General features: G+C 40.9%; 9 protein-coding genes. 1 reads left to right on the plus strand and 8 read right to left on the minus strand.

The window, feature by feature from the left end; genetic code table 11:
• Nucleotides 1-63: 63 nt before the first annotated feature.
• From OKW21_RS17025 to OKW21_RS17045, 5 genes are all read right to left on the minus strand, one after another.
• Complete coding sequence (locus tag OKW21_RS17025; RefSeq protein ID WP_277481342.1) at nucleotides 64-1,143, minus strand: mechanosensitive ion channel family protein; 1,080 nt, start codon at nucleotides 1,141-1,143, stop codon at nucleotides 64-66.
• Nucleotides 1,143-4,229, minus strand: coding sequence for an ATP-binding protein (locus OKW21_RS17030; protein ID WP_277481346.1), 3,087 nt, complete (start codon nucleotides 4,227-4,229; stop codon nucleotides 1,143-1,145). Before OKW21_RS17030 ends, OKW21_RS17025 begins: the two co-directional genes overlap by 1 nt.
• Before the next feature lie 58 nt (nucleotides 4,230-4,287).
• The gene (locus tag OKW21_RS17035) at nucleotides 4,288-4,563 is read right to left on the minus strand and encodes a sll1863 family stress response protein (RefSeq protein ID WP_277481349.1); all 276 of its coding nucleotides are present in this window, start codon (nucleotides 4,561-4,563) and stop codon (nucleotides 4,288-4,290) included.
• A gap of 83 nt (nucleotides 4,564-4,646) precedes the next feature.
• Nucleotides 4,647-5,273, minus strand: coding sequence for a rhomboid family intramembrane serine protease (locus OKW21_RS17040; protein WP_277481351.1), 627 nt, complete (start codon nucleotides 5,271-5,273; stop codon nucleotides 4,647-4,649).
• 28 nt (nucleotides 5,274-5,301) lie between these two features.
• A complete protein-coding gene (locus tag OKW21_RS17045; RefSeq protein WP_277487728.1) occupies nucleotides 5,302-6,285 on the minus strand; it encodes a polyprenyl synthetase family protein in 984 nt (327 codons plus the stop codon).
• Nucleotides 6,286-6,728: 443 nt separating this feature from the next.
• On the opposite strand from OKW21_RS17045, the gene OKW21_RS17050 reads away from it, so the two are divergent.
• Complete coding sequence (locus tag OKW21_RS17050) at nucleotides 6,729-8,732, plus strand: sensor histidine kinase (RefSeq protein ID WP_277481353.1); 2,004 nt, start codon at nucleotides 6,729-6,731, stop codon at nucleotides 8,730-8,732.
• 51 nt (nucleotides 8,733-8,783) lie between these two features.
• Here OKW21_RS17050 and rnr read toward each other — a convergent pair whose 3' ends face one another.
• The 3 genes from rnr to dcd all read right to left on the minus strand — a co-directional run bounded on the left by rnr (nucleotide 8,784) and on the right by dcd (nucleotide 12,612).
• Nucleotides 8,784-10,946, minus strand: coding sequence for a ribonuclease R (rnr, locus tag OKW21_RS17055; protein ID WP_277481356.1), 2,163 nt, complete (start codon nucleotides 10,944-10,946; stop codon nucleotides 8,784-8,786).
• 359 nt (nucleotides 10,947-11,305) lie between these two features.
• A complete protein-coding gene (locus OKW21_RS17060; protein WP_277481358.1) occupies nucleotides 11,306-12,031 on the minus strand; it encodes a ribonuclease H-like domain-containing protein in 726 nt (241 codons plus the stop codon).
• Nucleotides 12,032-12,090: 59 nt separating this feature from the next.
• Nucleotides 12,091-12,612, minus strand: a complete 522-nt coding sequence (gene dcd / locus OKW21_RS17065; RefSeq protein WP_277481360.1) for a dCTP deaminase — start codon at nucleotides 12,610-12,612, stop codon at nucleotides 12,091-12,093.
• Nucleotides 12,613-12,813 lie beyond the last annotated feature (201 nt).

The raw sequence follows: 12,813 nt of genomic DNA on the forward strand, positions 1-12,813 counted from the left end.
CTTAATACATAACAAATATCTGCTGGTCAAAATCCATAGGATACATATACTCAGAAAGCTATATCACTTAAAATCATCTCGGCTGATCATTTGTTTTTGCAGTAATTCACGAATTACAATTTCTGTGAGTTCACTTTTGAAGGCAAACTCATAGCGAATATCCATCACATAAGCTTTAAGGCGCATTTTAAGATAAGACCTTCGCTCTTTTACCTCATTAAAGAATAGCACTGCTATGGGTTTATTCAAAAAGATATATTTAGAGGTTTGTGCAGCCTCGGTGGCAATCTTTCTTACCTGTGAAGTATCAATATCCAGCGGCAAATATATCTCAGCTACCACCTGACAGTTGAGTTCTCCGGCATTGCTGTTAGACACTGAACGGTTCATTAGCTCTCCATTAGGTATAGAAACTAATGAGTCATCCGGTGTTACGATCCTGGTAGAGCGCAAGCCGATTTCAACTACTTCACCATAGAATGAGTCAATCTCAATTTTATCGCCTACCTTAAAAGGCGTATCCAGCAAGATTACAATACCACCAAATATGTTCTTCAGGACGTCTTGCGAGGCGAAACCTACGGCTACACCCACCGAAGCAGTAAGCGCCAGTACAGCCTCTATCTTAGGTTGTATTACCCCAGTTATGATCACAAAAATAACGATGATCCAGCCTAATATTCTGACTACGGGAATCAGTCCTTTGATCGTGATACGGTAATTAGTACTCCTTTCTGAAAATAACTCCAGAACTCTGGTAAGAAACCGGATCACAAAATATCCCAGCGCGAATATGATAAAGCTCCAGAAAATTTTTCCTAATGAAATTTGCCGAAGAGCTTCTGGTGTGCTTTGCTCCTCTTCCTCTGTTACCGAAGTATCTATCAGCGGCCTCTGGCTATTTACAAGTGTATCAGCCTGAATAATGATACTGTTCGCCCGTATCTGCAACTGAGAGCCTGCACTATCCAATGAATTTACTACTGCCCCATTCTGCGTAGAGTCAGCCGCAACTTGTGCGGTTTGCGCTCCAGCAGAAACCAGGTGCTGAGGTACGGGCAACCTCATATTCACAGAGTCTCTCGGAACCAGTTGTAAAGGGCTTATCAGCAGGAGCAGCCATATCGTGATTAGCTGGAACATCAGTGCAGGAAGTTTTTGTCTTTTAACAAGTTCACGACCTGGCGATACAGCAATGGATTGATCGTAAAGACATCGTCTCTTTTAACAATAAACCCATCATCCATCAGTTGAATCAGCTCAAGATTATTATTACCTGGCTTTTTGATCATTTTTGTACCCATAGTCTGGTAATCTGTCAACTCTTTGTACTGTTCTTCGGAAAGCCCATCATGCTGTATCAGCAAATGAAGAGTAAGCACATGTTGTAAGGAAATAGATTTGACAAAGGAAAAATCATAGTCTTTCAGCGCGCCAATGTAGATGGTATCACCAGTTACCCTACGCGCTGACCTGAGCCAGAATAATTGCGAGATACTAAAATTACCGGCAGTTATCTTGTTCAAATCATTAAAATACTCTTTCTCGAGATATTGCTGCTGCTCTTCATCCGACATCTTCTCAAACTTCTTTCTTCCTATATCTTCCAGTGCAGGTTCGTACACCAAGGCATAGCCACTCACCCGGTGACGTTTCAGGATGACTTCCCGTAATTGTTGATTCTGAAAAGGCTGGAGTTCAACCAGATATTCAAAATAATCGGAGATACGAATTGATTTGTCCAGGTATTCCCAGGCGTAAACTGTACAGGTACAAAGCCAGAAAACCTTTTTATTGGTTTTGGAAATCAGTTCAAAGAGAATTTTAAGACAAGCAAAACCTCCTACCCTCCTCAGATAGAAATGCTCCAGGTTTTCAAACACAAAAATCAGGGGTTGAGACCGTTGCTCAAAATATTGTACGATGTCCTCTATGCTCAAAAAGTGCTGGTCAGTAAATAGCTCACTAAAAAAATCAAGCAATGATTCTTCGGTATAAATCTGGCTCATTGTTGTTGACCTTACCAGCTGACAGCGTTTGATCAACCTTTGGTTACTCTGCTTCATGAAAAAGTTGAGCAGCGTAGTAATTCCGCTTCCTTTTTCACCGATGATAGCAGTGCTGGCAAAGCGTCCTTTGTTCCAGTTCTGAAAAGCCTCTTGCATGCTTTTTATCTCATCCGTACGCTCTTCATAAAACACCGGTTCGTCTAGTGGGCGGATACTGAATAAGCGCTGATAAACATAGGGCAATTGCTGGATAGATTTTTCGCTTTCTGTCAGGAAATCCGAAATCTCTGTACTAACCGCTACTGAGTTAGACTCTATCCCCATCTGCTTGCGGTAAGCCTTTAGTTGCTGATTTGCACTTAGGTAAGTCTGCCGAACAAACTTCAGCGTATAAGGTACCGCATTCTTAATATAATCAAATGCTTTCTGCTTAAGCTCTCGTGTCCTTTCCAGCGCTTTGGCTTTGGCAACTCTCAACTTCAGCTCAAGCGCATAATCATTACTCTTAAGCTCGGTCAGCTCATTGATAAAAGATTGGACTGCCTTATGCACATCGCTATCCAGATGAAGATAAACCTCATCCAAAGACTCAGTAATATGCTCTATTACCTTCAGGGCACGTTGCAAGCCTTCTACCGCAATGCTCTGGGCTTTATCCTTATTTTCCTGCTCTCCCTCGAAGACTGAAAGTGCTGAGTCCAGGTTGAAATAAGAAATCTGTCCTACCTCATTGATCATCTTTTGCACCTTTGCCAGCTCGTCGCTTACGGCTAGTTCTGATTTATTGATATTCTCTCTCAGATTGGGTAGGGTCTCAAAGCTCACAATCTGATGGGGAGACACATAATCAATCTCTGAAGTTTTGATACCTCGGTTATATTCATTGGTCTTCACCAGTCCTCTCCGATCCGCTAAATCATCTACTTTTTCTTTGGCCTGGGATTGTATATTGTTCAGCAGAGAAGGCAAGGCCTGCCGATAGAGCACCGCGATGGTCGCCGGGATGACAGTCCGGATCAACTGCAGATCAATGTATTGTTTCTGCTTATTCAGGCTTTCTTCAATCTGTTTTTTCGGTGATTTTTCTATGGCTTCCAGGGCATCATTGATCACACTTTTAGCTATGTTGAGCTGCGGAAGTACTGCCTGCTTTATTTTTAACTTTGCCTCTTCCCGCACTTTGTAGTGCTGGTAGAGTAGGTGATTGCTCAGGATAATGAATTCTTCGTCGATACGCCAATCTTCGTGTAAAGCAAAAAGTGTATTCCTCCACCCTTGAGCAATTCCTAGATAGACCTTTTTTGTGTGATGATTTTTGCTCAGTAATTTGGAATTACTGAAACGACGGGATGGTAGCTCCGCTGTTCCTGCTCTCTCATAAGCACTTAAGTACCTTTGGTGAAGGTCGGCAAGCAGCTCTGTATGGTCATGGATAATCTCCTGATGTAAGCTGTGCAGTTCATCAAGTACTTCCTGTATCTTTGCTTCAAACTTTTCTACTTCCAAAGCAGGTAATTCAGCCAGCCAGTTTTCCCGCTGATAATCTAGTTCCTGCATAAAATGGTTAATTTTAACCATTATACGATCTGATACCTGCCAGACCTGCTGGGAAGTAATGGCTAACTCCCGGTAAATTTTTTCAAATGCAGGAATAAGGGCCAGCGCATATTCTTCTCTATAGTAAAAAGCAGTGAGGTTTCTCAGTGGAAGCTTGTACTTCCAGGGCTCCAGTGGCTTTTGGGTTTTGCGGAACAGTTTACGGAAAAAGTTTTTCACCCTATGCGGCAAATCTCTCCACCTTCTGAGCCATCTTTTCCAGTATTTGATCAGACGAATACGCCAGTTGTCCTCTTCTTTTGTTTCAAAGCGTGCTTCTGCCTGCACCTCATTATGGTAAAGAGGCAGATTATCTAAATATTCCTTACTGGCCTGAAAGTATTCTTCCAGAATTTCATCAATATGGCGCAACTTATTGTCTTCGTACCTATGCGCAATCAGCTCATAAGTATTGCTACTGTAAGTCCGTAATGCCTCAAAAAAGCCTGCCGCATCTTGCTGCTTTTTAGCATCTTCATATTGAGCTGCGAAGTCATGAAAGGCAAGCAGTACCTCCTCAGCAAATTCTTTCTGGTACTGGATCGTCTTGCCCAGCACGGGTAGTGCAGTTGTTTGAATCAGGGAAGAGACACTCTCCTGAACTTCGGAGGGTTTGTTACTCATACCTATACTGATGATAAACTGCTATGAGTTCAACAGTGTCTTTGGGTTTCAGCAGCATTTACTTAAAATGATAGCGCGCTTTTTTGATCGCTTCATGCAAGGCATCGGCTGCTTTTTCAAAGCCCTGGCGTATATCATGGAAAGCTGCTGCGCTGGAATATTTAAGATCTTCATAGCTACGGTAGAGAGAGCTGTCCTTTTCTTTAAGACCGTTTAGCTCTTCATCCAGTTCTACCCTCAAATCTTTAGCCTTTTGCTCAAACTCCTTGATCCTGGCGTATATTTCCTGTAACCTGTCTTTAGCCTGATCTTCTGATTTATTTTGATCTGACATAGGTAAATAATGTTGGTTTTCTCTTCAATTTAACAAAAACACCCATGATTACAAGTAAGTAAGTCGTCATGATCTAAATCAACTCAAAAGAAGCTGAAATTTGATATCTCGGTGATAAAGTGAGAGATCACATTTGGCTCAATGATGACTGTAAAGATAACGCCAAAAAGCGCTCCATAGAGGTGGGCATCATGGTTAATGCGGTCACGCATCTGCTTAGAACGTTGATAAGAGTATAATAAAAACAATGCACCCAATATAAAGCCCGGTATGCCGATGAGGCCAAAAAGATATATTTTGCTGGTGGGATCAAACATAATGGCGCTAAAGACTACCGCGGATACACCACCGGAAGCGCCTAATGAGTTGTATGAAGGATCTTCGCGATGCTTAATATAGGTAGCAACATCAGAAATCACGATAGCCACCAGATACATCCCTACAAAAAGTACGATACCCAAGGTCCCCCCAAAAAGGTAAGCATAATACTGCTCAATGACACTACCGAAGAAGTAGAGGGTAAACATATTGAAGAACAAGTGCATATAGTCCTGATGAATAAACCCAGAGGTAATAAAGCGCCAGTACTCCTGTTTGGTATAGACTGAATACGGGTTAAAAATCCATTTGTACATCACTTCCGGCTTATTCCAGGCATATAGACTGGCCGCTACAGAAATGACGATAAGTATGATTGTGATAGAGTCCATAAGTATAATAGTCCCTTACTGAGGAGTTTTATTTTTCTCTTGCCATGAGATTTTCTGCAAAATGCCTCAGTATCTCTTTTTTATCGGGTTTTACATTGATTTGTTGTAGCTTTTGTAAGCCAATATCAAAAAATTCATTCATCTTCTGCTCGGTCAGCGCGCGGATATTCAGTTGGTCATATATAACTTTCACGGCACTTACTTTTTCTTCTTTATCAAACGCTTCCTTATACAGCCAGCGCTGCAGTTCTGACTTCTGCTGAGAATCTGCTTTTTCAAGTGCCTTGATAAGCAAAAAAGTTTTTTTGTTTACAATGATATCTCCTCCCACCTGCTTTCCAAATTTAGCCTGATCTGCATATACATCCAGGAGATCATCCTTTAGCTGAAAGCTGACACCAATGTTTACGCCAAAATCATATAAATGCTGACAATCTTTAGCATCTGCACCAGCCAGCATACCGCCCAGTTGTAAGCTGAAGCCTAACAAGACCGCTGTCTTTTGCTTAATCATCATCAGGTACTCTTCTTCACTTACCTCCTGACGGCTTTCAAAGTTCATATCCCACTGCTGACCTTCACAAACTTCGGCCGCACATTGATTGAAGGCCTTAAGCACTCCTAATAGTTTGTCCTGCTCAACGCCAATCAACAATTCATAAGCTTTCACCATCATCACATCACCTGAAAGTATGGCAATATTCTCATTCCATTGTTTGTGGACGGTAGGTTCTCCTCTCCGGAGAGGAGCCCGGTCCATGATATCATCGTGCATCAGCGTAAAATTATGAAAGACCTCTACGGCCAAAGCCGGGCCAAGTACTTTTTCCTCAGAGATATGTTCATGATAGAGCTGGTAAGCCAGAAGAGTAAGCACTGGCCTGAGTCTTTTTCCTCCCAGATTCAGAATATAACGTATGGGCTCATATAATTCACCGGGCTGATCCCCAAATTTATGATGCTGTAATTTCTGATTAATTTTTTTAATGTATTCCTGCACCACCGGCTGCATATACTTGTTCAAGTAGAATAGATATTACAAATGATCAAACCTCTGCCAAAAGCTACATTATAACTAAACATTAGTAAAAGATTTTAAGCGCTTTTGTAAAGTTTGGCTTCAGTTAAAATAGCATAAAAAGGAATTTCCAGAGCGTTGTAAAACTGTATAAAAGTATTTACAAATACAACTGATTACGACGGTATGCTAATAGCTTACCTAAGCCTCAGAATTAGCCCTCAATTTGTATTTGAAAAAATTACGGGCAAATTTTTACTTACGTATTATATTTAAATTCTTTTTTGCTACATTAATCTTTTAGTAGCTAATTATAACAGAAATATTAAGTATATACACTCAAATAATCTTAATAAGAAGTTTTTTGCAGCGTTTTACTAAGGTATAATTTAACGACACTTTACTTGTATATCCATCCAGAATACAAGCATTGATACATGAATATCTACTTACAAGCCTATTACAAATTTCTGAGCCTGATAGTATTTAAATTAATACTCATTTTGTTGATGGGCTGCCAAGCCAACATGCATCAAGTCCCGACTGCTCAGCAGGGAATTCTGGATTTGCGGCAATGGGATTTTGAAAAGTACGGCTCCGTCAAATTAAATGGCGAATGGACATTCTATTGGCAAGAACTTCTGAGTAGCGACCCATCCCTTTTAGCTGTAGTAGACAAACCTGATTATATTAGCCTTCCATCTGACTGGAAAAACTATGAATTAAACGGGCAAACTCTTGGTGGACAGGGATATGCCAGCTACGCCTTAGATATCTTACTTCCTGAAAATCACACAGAATTAGGCATCAATATTCTTAGCGCTGCAACTGCCATGTCCCTTTATGCAGACGACTCGCTGATATATGTAGCCGGTAAAGTCGGTAAAGATGCGCAAAGTGCACAGCCATGGTATGCTCCTGATTTTGTAAGATTTTTTCCTCAGGGGGATACGCTTAAGCTACAACTTGAGGTATCAAATTTTCATTATCGTAGAGGGGGCGCTTGGTCCCCTTTTTTTTTAGGAAGCTTCACCGATATCCGCAAAACATGGATTTTAGAAAGCGGGCTGGAGTTTTTTTTAGCAGGGTGTATTTTGATTATGGCGCTCTACTATCTAGGGTTTTACTTTTTTAGAAGAGATGACAGCACCTATCTGATTTTCAGTATCGCCTGTTTTTTTATTGTAATTAGAATTCTCAGTACCGGGAAATATCTTATCCATTATCTGCTACCGCTGAACTGGAACTGGATGGTCAGGCTGGAGTTACTGGGGTTTTACCTCTTTGTACCCCTCTTTTTGAGCTTCCTTTTCCAAATTTATCCAAAACTTATCCTTAAGCAGTTCATTCAGTTTGTCTGGGTGACCAGCATAGCCTTTTCATTATGGGTGATGCTAAGCCCACCCCTCAGTTTTTCCTACTCTATCATCCCCTATGAGATATTTACTATCGTCATCTGCATATTTGTACTCTATAGAATAATAAAAAAATACGACAAGAATGCCCCCGGTCAAACGATATTATTGATCAGCCTGATTGCTTTCTTCCTGGCATTTATCAATGATGTACTGTATGCGAACAACCTTATTTCTACCGGATATATAACTTCTTTAGGCTTATTATTATTTATTCTTTCTCAATCACTTATACTCTCCCAACGGGTTTCCCTGGCTTTGCATGGCCTTGAAAATGCTAACCAAACCTTATCCGTGCAAAACGAAACCATACACAGCAAAAACAAAGAGCTTACACGACTTAATAAAGAGCTGGATGTATTTGTGTACCGAACGTCTCATGACCTTAGAGCACCGCTAACCTCTACCATGGGACTTATTGAGGTACTGAGAATGGAAGATGACCCTAATAAGTTTGAAGCCTATCTGAATATGCAGGAGCAGGCACTCAACCGACTTGATGACTTCATACAGGATATTCTTAACTACTCGAGAAACACCCGCCTGGAGGTAGTGCATGAGCCTGTTGATTTTAAATTATTACTAGAAGAAGTGTTCGTGCTCTACCAACACCTCAGTAATTACCAGGAAGTGGAAAAAAACACTGAAATCAAACAGGAAGGTATATTTTATGGAGACAAGAAACGTCTGTCAATTATTATGAATAATCTTGTGTCCAATGCTTTTCGTTACTACGATCCTGAGAAAACTAAGCCATATTTAAGAATTAATGTCTTTACGGATAGTCAAAAAGCCGAAATCGTAGTAGAGGATAATGGCCTGGGCATTGATCAAAAGCACCACAAAAAGATTTTTGATATGTTTTACCGAGCGAGTAATAGTGCCAAAGGTTCAGGCTTAGGCTTATTTTTAGTAAAAGAATCAGTGACAAAAATGAATGGTGAAATACACCTGAAATCTGACAAAGGGGCAGGCTGTACTTTTTTAGTGGTTGTACCCAACCAATCACCCTCAGATGAGCAATAAGCTGGGCTATCTGTCAAGCGAATTCTGAATAACACTGATCTTTTATTTCAATCACTTTACAAACTCCAGGTCAATGGTACGTCGGTCCATGTCCGTTTTAAGCACCCTTACTTTTACTTTATCACCTAAAGCGATGATGCGCTTACGGCGCTGCCCAATGATGCGGAAATTTTTGGCATCGTACTCATAGAAATCATCAGTAATTTCAGACATGCGCACCATACCTTCACAGTGAGTTTCAATCATTTCCACATAAACCCCCCACTCTGTCACTCCTGATACGATACCTTCAAACACCCTGTCTACACCAAACTGCTGCATATACTGTACCTGCTTGTACTTGATAGAAGCCCGCTCGGCATCTGCCGCTCGTTTTTCCTGTTCGGAAGAGTGCTCGCATTTTTTCTCATACTTCTGCTGCTCTTCTACAGCCGCATCGTCCAGGTACTTTTGCAGGAGCCTGTGCACCATCACATCCGGGTAGCGACGTATGGGTGAGGTAAAGTGTGAATAGTGTTCAAAAGCCAAACCAAAATGCCCTTTGGCTTCAGTAGTATATTTGGCTTTCGCCATGGTACGAATCGCCAGTTGCTGCAGGATATCCTGCTCGGGCTTACCTTCCACGGCTGACATCAGTTCGTTGAGTGAAGCAGAAATGGCATCATCAGAAGTGTGTAATTTGTAGCCAAAACGTTGGGCAAACTCAGAGAACTCCTGAATCTTGGTGATATCAGGATAATCATGCACGCGGTACACGAAGGTGTTTTTTTCCTTCCTCTTTTTATAATGAAACACAAATTCCGCTACCTTTTTATTAGCCAGCAGCATAAACTCCTCTATCATCTTGTGCGCATCTTTCCGCACCTTAGGCACTACTTCCAGGGGATTACCTGCCTCATCCAGTCTGAAGCGGACTTCAGTGGTTTCAAAGTTCACAGCTCCCTGGGCAAAACGCTCATTCCTTAGCCGTTTTGCAAGGTTGTTTAATGTGATGACTTCATCCGCAAACTCTCCTTTGCCGGTTTCAATTCTTTCCTGTGCATCTTCATATGCAAAGCGGTGGTCTGAGTGTATAACTGTTCTTCCCAGCCACACATCTTTTACTTTGGCATTCTTATCCATCTTGAATACCGCTGAAAATGTAAGGCGATCTTCGTGAGGACGAAGTGAACAAAGTTCGTTGGACAGCTTTTCCGGCAGCATAGGAATCACACGATCTACCAGGTATACTGAAGTGGCTCTTTCTTCAGCCTCACGTTCCAGGGCTGTATTTTCCTGCAAATAATGGGTGACATCGGCAATATGGACACCAATTTCCCAATGCTTGTCATCCAGTTTTTTTATAGATAGCGCATCGTCAAAGTCTTTGGCATCAACCGGGTCAATGGTGAAGGTGGTGACATCACGGAAATCTCTTCTTTTAGAGAGCTCTTTTTTGTTCAGGCTGAATTTGATCTTTTCGGTTTCTTCCACCACATCTTCGGGGAACTCAAACGGCAGGTCAAACTCTGCCATGATGGAGTGAATCTCAGCATTATTCTCACCGGCAGGCCCCAGAACTCTGATCACCTTTCCAACCGGACTTTTATCATCCTCCGGCCACTTGATCAGCTTTACGATTACTTTGTCATTATTCTTTGCCCCTTGCAGGTCTTCCAGGCGCACAAAAATATCGTGATGCATTTTGCGGCTATCCGGCACGATGAAAGCGAAGCGGTTGGACATTTCTACCCTTCCTACAAACTCTTTGCGGGTTCGCTCAACCACTTCCAACACTTCTCCCTCAGGCCGTTTTCCTTCTATACCCGGACCAAAAGAAAGCACTTTCACAATATCACCATCAATAGCATTTTGCAGATAGTCAGCATCTACCTTGATATCTTCTTCCAGTTCATCGCAGATGATGAAGGCAAAGCGAGGGTTTACGAAGTCTACTTTTCCCAGCAGAACCTTAGGCTCGGCAGTAGTCTGATATTTTCCGTTGATAATCTTTTTAACTTTGCCCTCTTCTTCAAGTTTGTGCAGTATGTTGGGCAAAATATTTTTTGAAGCCTTGTCATGAATTTCCAGTCGCTTGGTAATCTGTCGGACCGAGTATGCTTTGGTAAGGTTAGCGTCAAGCAGGCCAATCGTCATATAGGCAAGCTGCTCCTTGGTATAGGCTTGTTTCTTTGATCGGGAACGTGTTTTCTGTTTATTTCTTCTTTTTGACATATTGATTGAAAAAATTCTTGCAGTGTTTGTTGAGCGAAGTTATAAAGAAATCAGAGGGCTCAGTGAAACACTGATTAATATTTTAGTTTAAAAATGGAAGTCTTCTTGTCAAACTCATTCAGAGAAGTGATGTTCTTCTAAATTCTTCAAATTATCAATCTCTGGAATTATTTGTTCAGCCTGCCAGCCCAGGGGCTTTGGCCTATTCAAGAAAAAGCGCAGACCAGTTAGGAAGACTCGATGTTAGTGAAATGAAAATTAATAAATTATGTGATTGTAAGATGGAGGGGTAACTTTTAAAAATATCATGGTTCCAATGTACTAACTGATTTCAATACATTTAGGTTCTAATCCATTGTTTATACTACCGTTATATTCTCCTGCCTGATAGGGTCAAGCGACTGCAAGTGCAAAAACACCTGTGCCAATACTGACACATTACGTTTACAGAAGCGCGCGATTTGTTCCAAAGACTTATCTTTATAATAGAGTCGGTTAACATCACTACCTTTCATATTTTCTTCCTTTACCGCTTGTACATCAAACAAAGCTGCCAGTAAATCTAAAGAAATATAGCTTTTGTAATCGCCAAACTTCCACATCTCCATGGTATCCAGATGATGAATCTCCCATGATTTTTTACCTGCTACATCCATAGATGGAGGTAAGTTAATGCCGTTGATCAGCATACGACGACAGAGGTAAGGAAAGTCAAATTCCTTTCCGTTATGGGCACAGAGCCTTAATTTGCCCTGATCAAACTTCATCACTGTTTCTTTAAAGTTCTCAAGGATTTCTTTTTCATTTTCACCAGAGATACATTTGATCCGCAGCTCTGTTTCATCGTTATCCAGCGTATGAAATATACCTACCGAAATGACAACAACTTTTCCAAATTCAGCATAAATACCTGCCCGCTCAAAAAATAAATCCTCTACGCTTAGCTCTTCTTTATTTTTTAGGTTGGATGCCTTACGGCTCCATTCGCGCTTGAGTACTTCTCCTAAATCATCAAAGCTGGCTTCAGCAGATACTGTTTCAATATCTACAAACATCAGGTTGCTCAGGTTAAGATCTAGTGACATTGCAAAAAAATTGTAGGTAAAAAATAAAAGTTATCTATATAAAAATTCAGATCAAGATACTATTTCTCAAAGTCTTTATAAAGCATACTGGGCTGAATTCCTTTGTTGTGCTGGTATTTTTTACTGTGGTATGCTTCGTATACACCCTCAATGGAATGGTAAAAAATCTGACAGATTTCCACACCTGCATATATACGAATAGGCTGCACACAAAACATTTCCAGGGTCCAGAAACCAGAAAAGCCCACATCGCCGAAGCCAGCGGTAATGTGAACAAACAGTCCCAAACGTCCTATGGAAGAACGCCCTTCCAGCATGGGTACATAATTGTGTGTTTCGGTAAACTCCAGTGTTCTTCCCAGATAAAGTTTATCTTTTTCCAGTAACAAGCCCTCTTCAGGTATCGTAATTTTCTGGGCCGTATTCTCAGTCTTCATGTCCAGCACCTGCTTATCGTATATTAAAAGGTCTTCATGAAGCCTGAGATTATAACTATTGGGGTTAAGTTGCTCTTTACGAAAAGGTTCAATAATAATGTCTTTACCTAATTTTGCTTCAATGGATTTTCCGGAGAGGATCATTCGGTTATAAAGTTCAGAGGTTGAGAGTTCACTGTTCTGGATTATCTATGTCTGAAATAGATTTTACCTGATGCAAATTAGGCAAATAATCATGGTAAAGCATAGGCTTGATACTTTCAAATGCAAATGTTAAAACGATTTTGCTTAGTAGTCAAAATTTTTCTTTCGGACTATTGTATTTTAAAAACCCATGCTTAACTT

The organism is Catalinimonas alkaloidigena (genome assembly GCF_029504655.1).
Taxonomy (GTDB): domain Bacteria; phylum Bacteroidota; class Bacteroidia; order Cytophagales; family Cyclobacteriaceae; genus Catalinimonas; species Catalinimonas alkaloidigena.